The sequence below is a fragment of the Pseudomonas sp. S35 genome (assembly GCF_009866765.1).
Taxonomy (GTDB): Bacteria; Pseudomonadota; Gammaproteobacteria; order Pseudomonadales; family Pseudomonadaceae; genus Aquipseudomonas.
The window spans coordinates 4,232,527-4,249,297 of record NZ_CP019431.1 but is presented as its reverse complement, the minus strand read 5'-3'; the positions used below and the strand labels follow the sequence as shown (position 1 = coordinate 4,249,297).

The 16,771-nt window shown below is 61.7% G+C and carries 11 protein-coding genes; all 11 read left to right on the top strand.

Translation table 11 applies throughout. The features are described from left to right. Window positions 1-16: 16 nt before the first annotated feature. Window positions 17-4,843, top strand: coding sequence for a hypothetical protein (locus PspS35_RS18795; RefSeq protein WP_159936287.1), 4,827 nt, complete (start codon window positions 17-19; stop codon window positions 4,841-4,843). A 556-nt stretch (window positions 4,844-5,399) separates the two neighbouring features. Further along, entirely contained in the window at window positions 5,400-6,068 is a 669-nt protein-coding gene (locus tag PspS35_RS18790; protein WP_090406246.1) for a haloacid dehalogenase type II, read from the top strand. 19 nt (window positions 6,069-6,087) lie between these two features. After that, entirely contained in the window at window positions 6,088-7,362 is a 1,275-nt protein-coding gene (locus PspS35_RS18785) for an FAD-binding oxidoreductase (RefSeq protein WP_159936286.1), read from the top strand. A gap of 95 nt (window positions 7,363-7,457) precedes the next feature. Continuing rightward, window positions 7,458-9,095, top strand: a complete 1,638-nt coding sequence (locus PspS35_RS18780) for an ABC transporter substrate-binding protein (protein WP_159936285.1) — start codon at window positions 7,458-7,460, stop codon at window positions 9,093-9,095. Window positions 9,096-9,108: 13 nt separating this feature from the next. After that, complete coding sequence (locus PspS35_RS18775; RefSeq protein WP_159936284.1) at window positions 9,109-10,065, top strand: ABC transporter permease; 957 nt, start codon at window positions 9,109-9,111, stop codon at window positions 10,063-10,065. After that, entirely contained in the window at window positions 10,062-10,928 is an 867-nt protein-coding gene (locus tag PspS35_RS18770; protein WP_159936283.1) for an ABC transporter permease, read from the top strand. The genes PspS35_RS18775 and PspS35_RS18770 overlap by 4 nt, the downstream gene beginning before the upstream one ends. 1 nt (window position 10,929) lies before the next feature. After that, on the top strand, window positions 10,930-12,771 hold the full coding sequence (locus tag PspS35_RS18765) for an ABC transporter ATP-binding protein (protein WP_159936282.1): 1,842 nt from the start codon (window positions 10,930-10,932) through the stop codon (window positions 12,769-12,771). Beyond that, window positions 12,768-13,076: a (2Fe-2S)-binding protein gene (locus tag PspS35_RS18760; protein WP_159936281.1), complete on the top strand. Its 309-nt coding sequence runs from the start codon at window positions 12,768-12,770 to the stop codon at window positions 13,074-13,076. The genes PspS35_RS18765 and PspS35_RS18760 overlap by 4 nt, the downstream gene beginning before the upstream one ends. Then, window positions 13,058-14,434, top strand: coding sequence for an FAD/NAD(P)-binding oxidoreductase (locus PspS35_RS18755; protein ID WP_159936280.1), 1,377 nt, complete (start codon window positions 13,058-13,060; stop codon window positions 14,432-14,434). Before PspS35_RS18760 ends, PspS35_RS18755 begins: the two co-directional genes overlap by 19 nt. Beyond that, the gene (locus tag PspS35_RS18750) at window positions 14,431-15,585 is read left to right on the top strand and encodes an FAD-binding oxidoreductase (RefSeq protein ID WP_159936279.1); all 1,155 of its coding nucleotides are present in this window, start codon (window positions 14,431-14,433) and stop codon (window positions 15,583-15,585) included. The genes PspS35_RS18755 and PspS35_RS18750 overlap by 4 nt, the downstream gene beginning before the upstream one ends. Next, window positions 15,582-16,739, top strand: a complete 1,158-nt coding sequence (gene argE, locus PspS35_RS18745; RefSeq protein WP_159936278.1) for an acetylornithine deacetylase — start codon at window positions 15,582-15,584, stop codon at window positions 16,737-16,739. Before PspS35_RS18750 ends, argE begins: the two co-directional genes overlap by 4 nt. Window positions 16,740-16,771: the final 32 nt, after the last annotated feature.

Here is a 16,771-nt window from a genome sequence, read left to right as displayed (position 1 = left end):
GCTTGAAGGAAGCTACATGAGAACAAACGAGCATTTCCCCGTCCAATTGATACCCAGTGTGGGCCAGAAGCACGATCTGCCGTCAAACAAGATGGATCAGCCGGCATCCTCTGTGGTTCAGCTATTGTTCAGTCGCGATCCTCGCGCCGCACAGCACAATACGCCCAGCGGTGAGACCTCGCCAGAGCGGCAGGGACCGATGCCCAGCATGGCGTTTATTCACACGATGCGTCAGATCGAAGAGCTGCTCAGGCACGCCCCGGCACGAGACCAACCCAGCCCCGCAGAACAGATTCGTCTGCTGATAGAGCGCTCCGCCACGCCACTTGAAGACCCCGCGCTGGAACAGCAAATCAATCAGTTGCTGAATCAGCCAAGTGTCCAGAACGCCCAAAAAAACTATGTGCAACTGATTCGGGAAACATTGAGCCAATCCCCCGGCGTGGATAGGGATTGGTCGTTGCCGGAGCAAAACACTGCGGTGCGCTCGCGCCGCTCTATCTCGTATTTGCTCATCAGCCAAGAGGCCCAGAAAAATGCCAAGGCTCTGGTGGAAAAGGGCGACAGTGAAATGGCAGTGCAATACGCCGCGGCGCTAACGGATTGGGCCATTTCAAGCAAGACGTCCCGTGAAAAGACATCTGTTCCCGCAACTGTTGCCAATATCCCGCTTTACTCCACCTTCGGACATGCATGGTCAGCGTTTACCAACGCTCTCAAGGACGAACCATTTTTAACGTTTGCCAAGGCAAACAAGATCGATACGTCGAACTTCAGGTGGTGGCCTAACCTCGGGGAGTTGGTGTGCTCCATCAATGGCGAGACGAAAAGATTTACAAATAGCGATTCAGGTTGGCAACAAGCCTCTGCGGCGGTTTATGCCGCCGCGAAAGCGCTGGTGCCAGGCCAACCATTTTCGTTTAATTTTACGGGTGAACACAGTGCGCCTGTGGATTTGGTCGGGGATTTCTATGCCGTTCCCTTCGGGTCCTCTGCCGCCGAGCGTTTGTACCGGGCCGGACGGCTGCATGTGACCAAAACGTTCGAGTCCCTGCAATTTCCTGACGATGTCAGCGCGCGCTACAACAAACCCGAGTACCACAATATCAGGCAAATGCAGTTGCAAACGAAAGCGATCGTGGGTGACGATTTCACTCAACGCAAAGGCGCGTTTTTGCCGCTGGATCGCCCTAGGGCACCGGCAGAGCGGGTTGAACAAGCCGATCTCGAATTGGCTCAACTCTGCGGTGCCTATCTGATGTCGCTCAGAAGGGAAACCCGACAATTTTATGCGGCGCCGCGAGACATCTTGGAACCACCGAAAGACTCAACATTCGAACTCGCACGCCAGGCATTCATTAACGCGCTCCGTACCGAACCATTTTCCAGCTTCGCGCAGGAGAAAAAACTTCATGTCGCATCGGTCAGTGTCGATCCGCGCACCGGCGAATTGAGTGGCATCGTTATGGGGGACCGCAACATCTCTACCAGAGCCGTTTTCAAGACAACCGACGCTTCTGGATGGTCCGCCATTGCGCCCCAAATCTGGAAATTGGCCCAGAACCTGGCCGCCGGCTCCGGTGAGCCGGTACAGAACACCGACGGTTATTTCCCCAAAGTCGCTCAGATCCTGAACTTTTACGCAGAGAACCCAGTGGGAGAAACACTGCTGGATATTCTCAAGCAAAGCGCTGCGCTGACGCGCGATGGGTTCGCCGCATTACGCAAAGACGTACCCGCGGCTGACACGCGAGCACGCGAGGTCATGTCAAAGCAACGTGTCGCTATTGAGCAACTCGATACGGGCAGGGGGATCGAGGCGCAAGACACTCCAATCACCGTCTCTAATCCCGCTCAAGCCATCAGCCCGAAGAGTGAGATAGCACGTCGCCAATTTGCCGGGGAGCCCGGCTTGGATTCGGTCGTAGGGCGATTACTCAGCGACGCCATAAAAAAGGCATCACCTGGGCTCGATTTCGATGTCAACCAGATTGCCCTCGCCGAGCCCGATCCGGATAGTCCAGGCCAGTTCAAGAACACGCCACTGGTGGAACTCGCCTTGAGCTCACTGGCGAACGTTGAAGTCACGCGCTTTCCCGCCAACAGCAAGTTGATCGAAACCCGCCCCGATCTCTTGGCACGTTCAGGCATCACACCGGGCACGCCTTTGCAGGTCGATATGAACGCGGTCGAAAGCGCTTTACGTGCATTACCAAGTCAATTGGGCGAGGCCTTGGAGGTGGACTTGCTCAAATACTGGGACGAACCCGCGTTCAGCGTGCCGGCAAGTGGAGGAATCAGTCCGTACGCGGGCAGTCACCGGGCGTTGATCAGCAGTCTGTTGCAGGGCAACCTACGCCAGTCTGCACTCAAGCAACCTGGGCTGGATGAGCAGCAGCGTGAGACCCTGGACCTGGTCGTGCGTTATCCCAAAGACTCGACACGCCGCGCGCTAACAGACAGCTCTGCGGTGACGGTATACAGGCTCGATGGCATTTCGCAGGCCAACCAAGGCGCGATTGAAACCCTCTCGGCCAATCTACTGATCCAGCGTCAGCTCGCCGACCGGTTGATTCTCTTGCACTGCGAGCCCAGTGGCAAAGTAACGCCTTACGACTCCTACGCGGCGTTCGATATAGCGCACAAACGACAACTCAAAGAGCAAGCCCCCGAGCAGCAGTTAATCAACACCTTACGAAAAGTGGACGGCGATGTTTTCGAGACCCAGGCAGAGGTGGTCATCAGTCAGCGACTGAGTGGCAGCTTTGCAAGCAACCCGGCCGCCACCAATATGGACAAACTGGATCAGCCCCAACGCAAAATGCCCGGTTGGGTCAGTAAAGCCACTGAAGCCGAGCGTTTTGTTTTGCATGAGCTCAGCCTGCAACTGGCAAGCATTACTCAGCGCAACAACGGGCGTGCCTACAACAGCAATATCCCGGACATTCGCCCCTTTGCCGAACAGGCCTTCGATAATCTGAAGGCGGTGAGTCACTCGGCCAAAAACCTGGAGGTGGTCTTCAAGGTTCCCGTGGGTGGGAACTCGCCCGGCGGCGTGGTCAGCGGCAGCATCCACCGCGAGCGGATGAGCATGACCGATGTACTCTTGAGAAACCTGTCGGGGTTGCCTGGGCGAGACGTGGAGGTCTTTCTCAAACCCGGAAACACAAGGGTTCCCGAGCTGGAAAAAGATGGAGTGCTGTACAAGCTGATCCAAGACGTCGACGTAGGTAAAAACTATCCGCAATTGCTCAAGCGCGAACTACTGGCCGACCCCGCTAAAAAGACCGAACGCGAATCCTTGTTTGCCCAGCAAGTGCCGGTCGAACTGCAAATGAAAGCCCTGGAGTTAGCCGTTCAAAAGCAATCAGGGTTCGATACCACGGGGTTCCGTTACGTCCAGGCCGTCGTCAACCCGGAGCGCGGACCCAAGAGCGTCGACGGGAAAGCGATCGTCGTACGACCGCTGGCGTTCATCGCCGGGCCAGGTGCCGCTCCCGACGTCGTCGACAACATGTACCTGATCGAGCCCGAAGACAGTGCCACCGGCCCTCACATTCTCTATCGGCCGCTGATCTCTGACGCGCCGTTACTGCAATTTGCGACCCGCCAGGCCTTGCTGGAAGCCATACAACAGCCGGGCCGTTTGCAAAAAGACATCCTGGCCTGGTTTCCCGGCGACTCAACCCGGGAGTACTACAAGGCATGGAGCTTCAAAGAGCCCTCTTCCCAAATCACGAGCATCTTTGGCGTGGGGGATGGAGAAACCGTCCCCGCCGCACCTATCCTGGCTACGGGAGGGTATGACGCGGCCAATCAACTAAACGCGAAGCTGCAAGCCGGACAGTTGATGAGCCACTTGTACGAAGCCAATGCCCAGGGCCTGACCAGCATCGCGGAACAACAATCTGTCTCTGATGACGAAAGCCGCTGGGCGACGCTCAAGGAGGGCGGCTTCCTGTTACTCAACGCAGTGCTGCCTGCCCTGCGCGGGCCTGGCGCGGCCGTCGGCCTGGCCTTGCAGTTCCAGGGTATTCTCAGCGACCTCCAGACGCTGGCCGATGATGAAAAGGGAAATAAAGAAACGGCCATGGCGGACTTGCTGCTCAACCTAGCGACGTTGCTCGTGCATTTTCGTGCGCGGGCAATACCCTTGCACCCCGAAGTACGCCCAACGTCAGCGGCAATCGAACCGCCTCTGCGTGCCGACTATCAAACCCATATCATGCAAGCCCCATACGGTGAAGCAGTCCGCCCCATGATGGTCATGAAGGGCACCATGAAAGAGATGCAACTGGTCAAAGGCAACCTCTTTACGTTTGAGGATGAATACAAAGGCAAGCCTCGACTCAACATCAATGCTCATGGCCGGGACCTTAGCTTCATGGAGCAACTTTCTGGTAAAAGCTCAACCATCCTCTATGACGGGGCCGAGCATACGGCTCAACAGCTTCATGCGCACCTGCTCGCGAAAGGGATTGACCCCAGTAAGTTCGACAATATTCGACTACTCGTTTGTTACTCCGCTAATGGCAGCGAAAACTCCTTTGCGGCAGAGTTTCAGAAATTGATCGATAAACCGGTCAAAGCTTTTGTAGGCACCGTTACGGTAACGCCCAGTCCCGAGCTTGTTACCGCCGAGTTCGAGGACAGCACTCGGCGACACGGTCCAGAACTAGGTCCTCAGCTGCTGAGTGACACCTACTCGCAGTACGACAGCGTTGACACCGTCAAGGACCGTCAGGGGATTTCCCTGATCCGAAATCCGGTTGAGTACATTCTCTTCAGCTACTACCCCGTGTACTACCCGCCCCGTACGGGTGCCGTCCCTTCAACTACCTGAGTGCAATGCATCACGCGGCAGTGGCATTGGTTAACCACCTTGGCAAACAGCCCTGCAAGCGTTCAACGGCTACGCCGTTTCACCTCATGCCGCTGGGGATGAGGTAAAGCGGGAAACCGCCAGGCTGTTCCGAGCCGCTTCGTACGCTCGGGCAACGGTGTACTCGCAATCTCTTTACCCCCTCCTGTGGCCAAACCGCCATAGTGAGGGGGTGGATTGAGTTTCTCGAATCCGTAGCGCCAACCCCGGCGTTAACGTCACCTGCAGAACAGATCCGTCCTCAACACTTTCTGCCGCCCCCGAACCCCATCCCAAAGCCCCGCGCGCCTAAAAGCCCCCTAAAAGCGCACAAACACAGGCGCTGCCCAAGCCTGGCGCGCACCGCAAACTCTGCTGAGCCCCACCCCCAAAACGGTGGTTTGTATTGAGCGCAGGCTGTTTTAGACGGCATATGCTGATTTCACAGTGGTGTAATGAACCTGTGCTGCAACGAGGCCGACGCGCCGCCAGGGCAGTGAACCCTTGTCACACTCAACGAACTTCAGGACTGCACTCCATGAGCTTTCTTCGTCCCAAATTCATTACGTTCGACTGCTACGGTACGCTGACCAACTTCCATATGGGCACCATGACCCGCGAGCTGTTCGCCGATCGCATCAAACCCGAGCAGATGGACCAATTCGTCAAGGACTTCTCCGCCTACCGCCTCGACCAGGTCATGGGCGACTGGCGCCCGTATGACGAGATCCTCAAGACCGCCCTGGCCCGTACCTGCAAGCGGTGGGGCATCGACTACCGCGAGGAAGGCCAGCTGTATTACGACGCCGTGCCGACCTGGGGCCCTCACGCCGATGTGCCGGCCGGTCTGTCGAAGATTGCCGACAAGATCCCGCTGGTGATTTTCTCGAATGCCAGCGACAGTCAGATCATGTCCAACGTCGACAAGCTCGGCGCGCCGTTTCACAAGGTGTTCACCGCCGAACAGGCCCAGGCCTACAAACCGCGCCTGGCGGCTTTCGAGTTCATGCTCGACAACCTGGGGTGCGGTCCGGAAGACATCTTGCATGTGTCTTCGAGCTTCCGTTATGACCTGATGCCGGCCCATGACATGAAAATCAAAAACAAGGCGTTTGTTGCCCGGGGCCATGAAGTGCCGGCCAACGCGTTCTACGGCTATCAGCAGATCACCGATATCGGTGGGCTGCCGGCGCTGGTCGGTCTGTAACGCACACAAGGGGCAAGACATGGGCAGCGAATCCTATTGGCTCGACACCGCACCGGCGTTTACTGGCGCCCAACTGGGCGGTTTGCCCAAGCAGGTCGATGTGGCCGTGGTCGGTGGCGGTTTCACCGGCTTGGCGGCAGCGCGGGCGTTGGCGCTCAAGGGTGCCAGCGTGGTGGTGCTGGACGCCGGGCGGGTGATCGGCGAGGCCTCGGGGCGCAACGGTGGGCAGTGCAACACCGGGGTGGCCCAGGATTACGCCGGGCTGCACGCCGGCCTCGGTGCGGCCAAGGCGCGTGCCTATTACCAGGCGTACGAAAGTGCGGTGCAGAGCGTGGTGTCGCTGGTCGAACAGGAAGGGATCGCCTGTGACCTTGTGCGCAACGGCAAACTCAAGTTGGCGGCCAAGCCCCTGCATTACGAAGGCCTGGCCCGTACCTGTGAGCTGATCCGTCGGGAGGTGGATGCCGAGGTCGAATTGCTCAACGCCGAACAGACCCGCGCTGAAGTCAAGTCGGCGCAGTTCCATGGCGGCCTGCTGCAACGCAACGGCGTGCAGATGCACGTCGGCCGCTTTGGTGTCGGCTTGGCTGAAGCGGCGGCGCGGCGTGGGGCGATGATCCACGAACACACCGAGGTCAAGGACTGGAAAGCCCAGGCCGGCGGTTACCAGGTCAACACCGTCAAGGGTTCGCTGCACGCCGGCCAAGTGTTGCTGGCTACCGGCGCGTGCCAGCATGGGGACCTCGGTTGGTACCGCCGGCGCATCGTGCCGGTGGGCAGTTTTGTGATCGCCACCGAAGTCTTGCCCCAAACCCTGATCGACCAGTTGCTGCCGCAACATCGGGCTTATGTGACCAGCCGCATGATCGGCAACTACTTTCGCCTGACGCCGGACAACCGCCTGCTGTTCGGCGGGCGTGCGCGGTTTGCGATGTCTGACAGCGTCTCCGACGCCAAGAGCGGCAAAGTGCTGCGAGCGGCGATGTTGAACATGTTCCCGCAGTTGGCGCACGTGAAGATCGACTACTGCTGGGGTGGCCTGGTGGACATGACGTCCGACCGCCTGCCCCGCGCCGGCCAGCATGGCGGGGTGTTCCACTCTATGGGCTACAGCGGGCATGGCGTGCAGATGTCGGTGCACATGGGCCAGGTGATGGCCGAGGTCATGGCCGGCAATGCGGCCGCCAACCCGTGGCGTGAACTGGAATGGCCGGCGATTCCCGGGCATTTCGGCAAGCCCTGGTTTTTGCCCTTTGTGGGCGCCTACTACCGGTTCCAAGACTATTTGCACTGAGTTGCCGTTGTTGCGTCACCGTCGTTTGCGTTTCCAGGACGCTCCGGACATCCGTGAGCACTCGATTCTTCCGATTATCGACAGGTAGCCTTGCTATGACTGACAACAAAAACACCCCCGACCTCATTTCCGGCCAGGACAGCCTGCGGATTTTCGAAGGTCTCAATCGTGGCATGTCGCGCCGTAACGCCCTGCAGATGCTTGGCGTGGCCGGTGTGGCCGCCGCTGGGGCAGGCAGCCTGTTCGGCGCCGCCGGCAAGCTGTTTGCCGATGAAGCCGCGGTGGACGGCAAGGGCAAGCCGGGCGGCAAGATCCGCGTGGCGGGCATGTCCAGCTCCACCGCCGACACCCTCGACCCGGCCAAGGGCGCGCTGTCTACCGACTACGTGCGCCACTTCATGTTCTATAACGGCCTGACCCGTTTCGATAAGCACCTGGTGCCGCAACTGGAACTGGCCGAGCGCATCGACAACGTGGATGCCACCCTGTGGACCATTACCCTGCGCAAGGACGTGACCTTCCACAACGGCAAGGCGCTGACTGCCGCCGACGTGGTGTTCTCCCTGAGCCGCCAGAAGGACCCGATCACCGGTTCCAAAGTCATGGCGCTGCTGGAGCAGTTCACCGAGATCAAGGCCAGCGGGCCCAACGAAGTGCAGATCCGCCTCAGTGCACCCAATGCCGAGTTGCCGTCGATCCTCGCCGTGTCGCACCTGTTGATCGTTCCCGAAGGCACCACCGACTTCAACAAAGGCATCGGCACCGGGCCGTTCACAGTCGGCGAGTTCAAGCCGGGTGTGCGTTCGATTGCCGTGCGCAACAAGAATTACTGGAAGCCGGGCCTGCCGTACCTGGACGAGATCGAATTCATCGCTATCGGCGACGAGCCGTCGCGGGTCAACGCGCTGCTGTCCGGCGATGTGCACATGATCAACGAGGTCAACCCGCGCTCCACCACGCGTATCAAGGCCAGCGCCAAACACCGCGTCGTCGATGCGCCGTCGGGCAACTACACTGACTTGATCATCCGTCAGGACCAGATGCCCGGCAAAAGCCCGGAATTCACCCAGGCCATGAAGCTGCTGCTGGACCGCGAGCAGGTCAAGTCCGCAGTGTTCCGTGGCTTTGCCGTGGTCGGTAACGACCAGCCGATTGCGCCGGGCTCGCGTTACTTCAACACCGACCTGCCGCAGACCGTCTACGACCCGGAAAAAGCCAAGTTCCTGCTGAAAAAAGCCGGCATGGAAAGCATCACCATGCCGCTGATGGCCTCGCCGGCCGCGACCGGTTCGGTGGACATCGCCGTGCTGCTGCAGCAATCGGCGAAACAGGCCGGGCTCAAGCTCGACGTGAACCGCCTGCCCAGCGATGGCTACTGGTCCAACCACTGGATGAAGCACCCGTTGAGCTTCGGCAACATCAACCCACGGCCCAACGCCGACGTGATGTTCTCGCAGTTCTTCCAGTCCAAGGCGCCGTGGAACGAGTCCGGCTGGCAGAACGATCAGTTCGACCAATTGCTGATGCTGGCTCGCGGCGAAACCGACGACGCCAAGCGCGCCAAGATGTACGCCGACATGCAGACCCTGGTGCATGACCACGCGGGTATCGGCATCCCGGTGTTCATCAGCAACATCGACGGCGTGGACCAGCGCATCAAGGGCTACGACAGCAACCCGCTGGGCGGCTTCATGGGCTACATGTTCGCCGAGCAGGTGTGGTTGGACGCTTGAGGAGGGCAGGGCGATGAATAGCAATACACTGTGGTTGATCGGCCGGCGCCTCGGCGCCGGGGTCGTGACCTTGTTGATCGTGTCTATGGTCGTGTTCGCGATCACGGCGGTACTGCCGGGGGACGCGGCGCAACAATCCCTTGGCCAGTTCGCCACCCCTGAACAGGTGGCGGCGCTGCGCCTGAAACTGGGGTTGGACCAGCCCGGTGTGTTGCGTTACCTGCACTGGTTGATGAACCTGCTCAGCGGCGATATGGGCGTGTCGGTGTCCAACGCCATGCCGGTGGGTGAGCTGATGGCCGGACGCGTGCCCAACACCTTGATGCTGGCGGCCACCACGGCGTTGGTCTCGGTGCCGGTGGCGATGGTGCTCGGCATCGGCTCGGCAATGGGCCGGGGCGGGCGCATCGACAGCTTCCTCAGTTTTGTGACCCTGGCCATGGTCGCGGTGCCGGAGTTTCTGGTGGCGACCCTGGCGGTGCTGATTTTTGCGGTCAACCTTGGTTGGTTGTCGGCGCTGTCCTACGCCAGCGATATCAGCTCACCCTGGCAATTCATGCGCACCTACGCGCTGCCAGTGATGACCCTGTGCTGCGTGATCGTCGCGCAAATGGCCCGCATGACCCGCGCTGCGGTCATCGATCAACTCGACAGCCCCTACGTGGAAATGGCTCGCCTGAAGGGCGTAGGTCCGGTGCGCATCGTACTGCAGCATGCACTGCCCAATGCCATCGGGCCGATTGCCAACGCCATTGCCTTGAGCCTGTCGTACCTGCTGGGCGGGGTGGTGATTGTCGAGACGATCTTCAACTACCCCGGCATTGCCAGCCTGATGGTCGATGCGGTGACCAACCGTGACATGGCGCTGGTGCAAGCCTGCACCATGTTGTTCTGCGCGGCCTACCTGGGCCTGGTGCTGCTCGCCGACCTGTGCGCGATCCTGTCCAACCCGAGGCTGAGAAATCAATGAACAACCTCATGGTGAAAACAACGCCCGACCTGTCGGCGGGCAAAGTCTCCAACGCGCCGTCCTGGCTCGGGTTGGTGGGCGCCGTGGTGTGCGTGAGCTGGCTGCTGGTGGCGCTGTTCGGTCCCTGGCTGGCGCCGCACCCGGTGGGTGAAGTGGTGTCCGACAACATCTTCGACAGCATCAGCGCTACCTACCCATTCGGCACCGATTACCTGGGCCGCGACATGCTCAGTCGCATCCTGGTCGGCGCACGCTTTACCGTTGGCCTGGCGCTGGTGGCGGCGGTGTTGGCCAGCGGCCTGGGTACCGGCTGCGCGTTGCTGTCGGTGGTCTCGCCCAAATGGCTGGACGAAATCATCAGCCGGCTGATGGACGCGTTTATTTCGATCCCGAGCAAAATGCTCGCGCTGATCATGGTTTCGGCGTTCGGCTCCTCGGTGACGCTATTGATCACCACCGCCGTGCTCAGCTTCAGCCCCGGCGCGTTTCGCATTGCGCGCAGCATGGCGGTGAATATCGAAGCCCTGGAATACGTGCAAGTCGCCCGCACCCGTGGCGAGCGGCGGGTGTACATCGCCTGCGTGGAAATCCTGCCAAACATGCTCAACCCGGTGCTCACCGACCTGGGGCTGCGCTTCGGGTTTATCGTGCTGCTGCTCAGCGGCATGAGTTTCCTCGGGTTGGGCGTGCAGCCGCCGGATGCGGATCTGGGCTCGCTGGTGCGCGAAAACATTGGCGGCCTTGGCCAGGGCGCACCGGCCATCGTGCTGCCGGCCTTGGCCATCGGCACCCTGACCATTGGCGTGAATCTGTTTATCGACCGGCTGTCATCCCGACGCAGTCGCCGCACGGGAGGCCATTGAAATGACTGAGTTGATTCGGGTCGAAGACCTGCGCGTGGTCGCCTGTGGCGAGCGCGGTGAGGTAGAGATCGTCAAGGGGGTGAGCTTTACCCTGGAGAAAGGCGAAGTGCTGGCGCTGATTGGCGAGTCCGGCTCGGGCAAGACCACCATCGCCCTGGCGTTGCTGGGTTATGCGCGGCGGGGCTGCCGGTTGTCCGGCGGGGTGGTGCAGGTCGGTGAACACGACATGCTCGCCCTCAGCGAAAAACAGCTGCAAGGCCTGCGCGGCAATCGCGTGTCCTATATCGCGCAAAGTGCGGCAGCCGCGTTCAACCCCGCGAAAAAACTCATCGATCAAGTGGTGGAGGGCGCGTTGATTCACGGCCTCGGCACTCGGGCGGCGTTGCAAGCCAAGGCCGTCGAGCTGTTTCGCGACCTGGCCCTGCCGAACCCTGAAACCATCGGTCAACGTTACCCCCACCAGGTCTCCGGCGGGCAACTGCAACGGGTGATGGCGGCGATGGCGCTGATCAGCGACCCGCTGCTGGTGGTGCTCGACGAACCGACCACGGCGCTGGACGTGACCACCCAGATCGACGTGCTGCGCGCTTTCAAGCGTGTGGTGCGCGAGCGCGGCGCCACGGCGGTGTACGTGTCCCACGACCTAGCGGTGGTGGCGCAGATGGCCGATCAGATCGTGGTGCTCAACGGCGGGCAGATCCTCGAACAGAGCGCCACCGCGCCGCTGCTCAAAGCCCCGGCCCACGCCTACACCCGCAGCCTGCTGGCCGCCGCACGGCCCGACGAAACCATTCGCCCACCCTGTGGCATCGCCGCAGACACGCCTTTGCTGACCATCAGCGGCCTCACCGCCGGCTACGGCAACAAGAACCTGCACGGCATGCCGGCGATCCGCGTGCTCGAAGACATCGACCTCACCGTACGCCGTGGCCAGGCCATTGGCGTGATTGGCGAGTCGGGCTCGGGCAAGTCGACCTTGGCGCGGGTAGTCGCCGGGCTGCTGACCCCGGCCCTCGGCGGCCTGACGTTTGACGGCCAACCCTTGGGCGCGAGCCTGTCCCACCGCACGCCGGAGCAGTTCCGCCGCATTCAGATGGTGTTCCAGAACGCCGACACTGCGCTCAACCCGATGCACAGCGTAGCAACCATCCTCAGCCGTCCGTTGAAGATGTACTTCGGCCTCAAAGGCGCCGCATTGCAGGCGCGTATCGGCGAACTGCTCGACCTGGTGCGCCTGCCGCGGGACATGGCCGAGCGGCGCCCGAATGAACTGTCCGGTGGGCAAAAGCAGCGGGTCAACCTGGCCCGGGCACTGGCCGCCAAGCCGGACTTGATCCTGTGCGATGAAGTCACCTCGGCCCTCGACACGGTGGTCGGCGCGGCGATCCTCGAACTGTTGCGCGACCTGCGCCAGCAACTGGGCGTGTCCTACCTGTTTATCAGCCACGACATCTCCACCGTGCGTGCGCTGTGCGACGACATTGTGGTGATGTACAGCGGTCACAAGGTGCAGGCCGGCAGCCGCCAGTCGTTTGCCGAGGCGCCGTTCCATCCTTACACCGACCTGTTGATTCACTCGGTGCCGGAGCTGCGCCAGGGCTGGCTGGAAAACTGCGGCACCACCTGCGCCGAGCTGCCGCCGATTGGCGCGCGGGCCAACGTGCCGCAGCTGTGCACCTTCCTCAACCGCTGTCCGGTGCGGGTCGACGGGCTGTGCAACCGCACCGCGCCGAACCGTCGCCGGCTGGACAACGGCAGTGAAATCCTCTGCCACCACGACGGCGCCCATTTGCTGAACACCCAGCAGGGCGTCACGACCATGACCTTGGGAGCCTATGCATGAACGGGCGTTTTGTGAGGCTGGCCGAACAGGGCCGGCCAACGGTCAGCCTGACCGTGGACGGCGCACCCATCGAAGCCCTGCAGGGCGACACCCTGATGGTCGCGCTGCTGACCCAGGGCAACGCCTTGCGCCAGTCCGAATTCGACAGCGGCCGCCGCGCCGGTTTCTGCCTGATGGGCGCGTGCCAGGACTGCTGGGTGTGGACCCGCAGCGGCGAACGCCTGCGTGCCTGTTCCAATGAAGTCCGTGATGGGCTGGACATTGTCACCACACAACCGGAGGCGACATGGCCACTGCACGGGTAGTCATTGTGGGGGCTGGACCTGCCGGGGTGCGTTGCGCCGAAACCTTGCTGGCTGCCGGTATCCGCCCCATTGTCATTGATGAAAACCGCCGCGACGGCGGGCAGATCTACCGTCGTCAGCCCCAAGGCTTTACCCGCGACTACGCCACCTTGTACGGCAGCGAAGCGACCAAGGCGCAAGACCTGCACCAGAGTTTCGACCGCCTGCGCGGCGCCATCGACTACCGCCCCGACACCCTGGTGTGGAACCTCACGCCGGGGCAGTTGTGCTGCGTCAGCCAGGGCCGTCACAGCACCGTGGACTACGACGCACTGATCCTCTGCACCGGCGCCACCGACCGCTTGATGCCCATCGAAGGCTGGCAGCTGGCGGGCACCTACAGCCTCGGCGGCGCGCAGATCGCGCTGAAGAACCAAGCCGTGTCCATCGGCCACCGCGTGGTGTTCATGGGCAGTGGGCCGCTGCTGTATCTGGTCGCCAGCCAGTATGTGAAAGCCGGTGCCACGGTGGCGGCGGTGCTCGATACCTCGCCGATGAGCCTGCGGATCAAGGCCTTGCCCAAGCTGCTGGCGCGGCCGGGTTTGTTGTTCACCGGGATCAAATTACTGGCCCAGCTGTATCGCGCCAACGTGGCGGTGCACTTGGGGATCAAGCCGCTGCAGGTGCTGGGCGATGCAGCCAATGGCGTGATGGGCGTGCGCTTTTGCACGGGCAACGGGCGGACCGAGACCGTGCAGGCCGATGCCGTGGCGCTGGGTTATCACCTGCGCCCGGAAACCCAGTTGGGCGATCTGGCCGGCTGCGCTATGGCCTTTGATCAGGCGTCGAGCCAGTGGTGGCTGGCTACCGACGCCGCGGGGCGTACCTCGGTGAAGGGCGTGTATGCGGCCGGTGACGGTTCGAAAATCCGTGGCGCCGACGCCGCCGAGCACGCCGGGCGCCTGGTAGCGCTGGCGCTGTTGGAGGATTTAAAACAACCGGTGGATAAGGTGCTGCGTGAGGAACAACAGCAGGCCCTGGCAGTGATGGACCAATTCCGTCTCGGCCTGGCCCAAGCGTTTCCGTGGCCCAGCGAACAGGCCAAGGCGCTGCCCGACAGTGCGATTGTGTGCCGCTGCGAGATGATCAGCGCCGGTGAACTGCGCCGCACGGTAAACGAAAAGGGCGCCTGCGAAGTCAACCGTGCCAAGGCGTTCAGCCGTGTCGGCATGGGCCGTTGCCAGGGCCGTTATTGCTCCCAGGCCGGGGCCGAAGTGATTGCGGCCGCCGCCGGTGTCCAGGTGCAGGACGTCGGTCGCCAGCGTGGCCAGGCGCCGGTCAAACCCTTGTCGATGCTCACCGAGGAGGCCGCTTCATGAGCGTGCAAAAAACAGATGTGGTGATTGTCGGCGGCGGCCTGATGGGCGCGGCGACTGCGTTTTTCCTGCGCCGTCGCGGGCAGTCGGTGATCCTGCTGGAGCGTGACCAGATCGGCCAGTACGCCAGCGGCGTGAACTTCGGCAATGTGCGCCGACAAGGGCGTTTCCTCGGCCAACTGGCCTTGGCCAACCGCTCTTGGGCCTTGTGGAAACGCCTGCCGGAGTTGATCGACGATGACCTGGAGTTCATCCCCAGCGGGCATATGCGCGTGTGTTATCGCGAAGACGAAATCGCCGAGCTGGAGGCCTACGCGGCCGCGCCGGAAGCTGAACAGTTGGACCTGAAGATCTATCGCGGCGCCGAGTTGCATCAACGTTTTGGTTTCCTGGGCCCGGACGTGAAGGGCGGCTCCTACGCGCCCCATGACGGTCACGCCAACCCGCGCCTGGCGGCACCGGCCTTTGCCCGCGCTGCGATTCGCCTGGGCGCCCGGATTGAAGAGCGTACCGAAGTCGCCGAGGTGCAAAAAATCGGCGCTGACTTCCACATCGCCACCACCGACGGCCGCCAGTTCCAGGCCGCGCAACTGCTTATCACCGCCGGCGCCTGGGGCCAGAAACTCTCGGCGCAGTTTGGCGAACCGGTGCCCCTGGACACCCACGGCCCGCAGATGGCGGTGACCGAACCGGTGCCCTACGCCTTGCCCACGGTGATCGGTGTGTACACCAAGATCCCCGAGGAAGTGATCTATTTTCGCCAGATCCCACGCGGCAATATCGTCATCGGCGGTGGTTATCGCAGCAAACCCGACATGCAAAACCGCCGCGCCTATGTGGAGCCGCGCAGTATCCTCAACCAGATCAGCCAGATGCGCCGCCTGCTGCCGGGCGTTGGCAACCTGAATATCATCCGCGTGTGGAGCGGCATCGAAGGCTACCTGCCGGACTCGCTGCCGGTGATGGGCCAAAGCGGCACCGTCGACGGCCTGTTCTATGCCTTTGGCTTTTGCGGCCATGGCTTCCAGCTTGGCCCTGGCGTCGGCGATGTGATGGCCGAACTGCTCGCCACCGGCAGCACCAGCACGCCGATTGCGGCGTTTTCCATCACCCGCTTTGCCTTACCTGCCGAACAACGGAGCCAAGCCTCATGAAGCCCCGCGTACTGGATATCCTGAAAACACTCATGGCCTTTGACACGGTGTCGTCCGAGTCGAACATGGCCTTGATCGAGTACGTGCGCGACCTGCTGCTGACAAAAGGCATCGAGTCGCTGATCGTCAAGGACCAGAGCGGCAAGAAGGCCAACCTGTTCGCCAGCACCGGCCCCAAGGACCAGCCTGGCGTGTTGCTCTCCGGGCACACCGACGTGGTGCCGGCGGCCGGGCAGGCGTGGACCTTTCCCGCGTTCGCCGCCACGGTGCAGGATGGGCGCATCTACGGGCGCGGCAGTTGTGACATGAAGGGCTTTATCGCCCTGGCCATCGACGCCATGCTCGATGCCGCCGACCACACCTTGAACCGCCCATTGCAACTGGCCTTGTCCCATGACGAGGAGATTGGTTGCGTGGGCGTGCGGCGCTTGCTCGATGTGTTGCACCTGGCGCCGGTGCGGCCGTTTTTGTGTCTGATCGGCGAGCCGACCAACATGCAGTTCGTGCTCGGGCACAAGGGTAAGGGCTCCTACCGCACCTACTGCCGTGGCCTGGAGGCGCATTCGTCGCTGGCGCCGCGCTCGGTCAATGCCATCCACGTGGCCTGCGACTTTATCGCCGCCCTGCGTGACAGCCAGCAGCAGTTGCAACGCCACGGTGCCCAGGACACTGACTACGACGTGCCCTACAGCACCGTGCATGTGGGGCAGATCGTCGGCGGCAAAGCGCTGAATATCGTGCCCAACCTGTGCACCCTGGATTTCGAAGTGCGCAACTTGCCCGCCGACGACCTGGATCAGTTTCTGGAGCAGATGCGCGAGCGTGCCGAAGTCATCGTGCGTGAGGCGCAGAAGCTGTCCAGCGTGGCGGCCATCGAGATCGAAACCCTTAACGTCTACCCAGGCCTGGATACCCATCCGAGCGTCGAAGCCGTGCGTTTTCTCAAGCAATTCGCCGCGCCGGACACCGGCACGTCCAAGGTCTCGTTCGGCACCGAAGGCGGCCTGTTCAAGCAGCGCCTGGACGTGCCGGTGGTGGTTTGCGGGCCGGGTTCCATCGAGCAGGCGCACAAGCCTGATGAGTTTATCGAGATCAGCCAGATGGACGCCGGCGCGCAGTTTTTGCAGGGCTTGCTCGGCTCGTTGAAGGCCTAGCAGAGCCTGCCGTCCTGGGCTGAATTTCAGCA

What these genes read in the sequence shown, in the direction of transcription:
- PspS35_RS18780 (WP_159936285.1), top strand. Translation starts at nt 7,458, where the DNA reads ATGACTGACAACAAAAACACCCCCGACCTCATTTCCGGCCAGGACAGC.
- PspS35_RS18785 (WP_159936286.1), top strand. Translation starts at nt 6,088, where the DNA reads ATGGGCAGCGAATCCTATTGGCTCGACACCGCACCGGCGTTTACTGGC.
- PspS35_RS18795 (WP_159936287.1), top strand. Translation starts at nt 17, where the DNA reads ATGAGAACAAACGAGCATTTCCCCGTCCAATTGATACCCAGTGTGGGC.
- PspS35_RS18770 (WP_159936283.1), top strand. Translation starts at nt 10,062, where the DNA reads ATGAACAACCTCATGGTGAAAACAACGCCCGACCTGTCGGCGGGCAAA.
- PspS35_RS18750 (WP_159936279.1), top strand. Translation starts at nt 14,431, where the DNA reads ATGAGCGTGCAAAAAACAGATGTGGTGATTGTCGGCGGCGGCCTGATG.
- PspS35_RS18760 (WP_159936281.1), top strand. Translation starts at nt 12,768, where the DNA reads ATGAACGGGCGTTTTGTGAGGCTGGCCGAACAGGGCCGGCCAACGGTC.
- PspS35_RS18775 (WP_159936284.1), top strand. Translation starts at nt 9,109, where the DNA reads ATGAATAGCAATACACTGTGGTTGATCGGCCGGCGCCTCGGCGCCGGG.
- PspS35_RS18755 (WP_159936280.1), top strand. Translation starts at nt 13,058, where the DNA reads ATGGCCACTGCACGGGTAGTCATTGTGGGGGCTGGACCTGCCGGGGTG.
- argE (WP_159936278.1), top strand. Translation starts at nt 15,582, where the DNA reads ATGAAGCCCCGCGTACTGGATATCCTGAAAACACTCATGGCCTTTGAC.
- PspS35_RS18765 (WP_159936282.1), top strand. Translation starts at nt 10,930, where the DNA reads ATGACTGAGTTGATTCGGGTCGAAGACCTGCGCGTGGTCGCCTGTGGC.
- PspS35_RS18790 (WP_090406246.1), top strand. Translation starts at nt 5,400, where the DNA reads ATGAGCTTTCTTCGTCCCAAATTCATTACGTTCGACTGCTACGGTACG.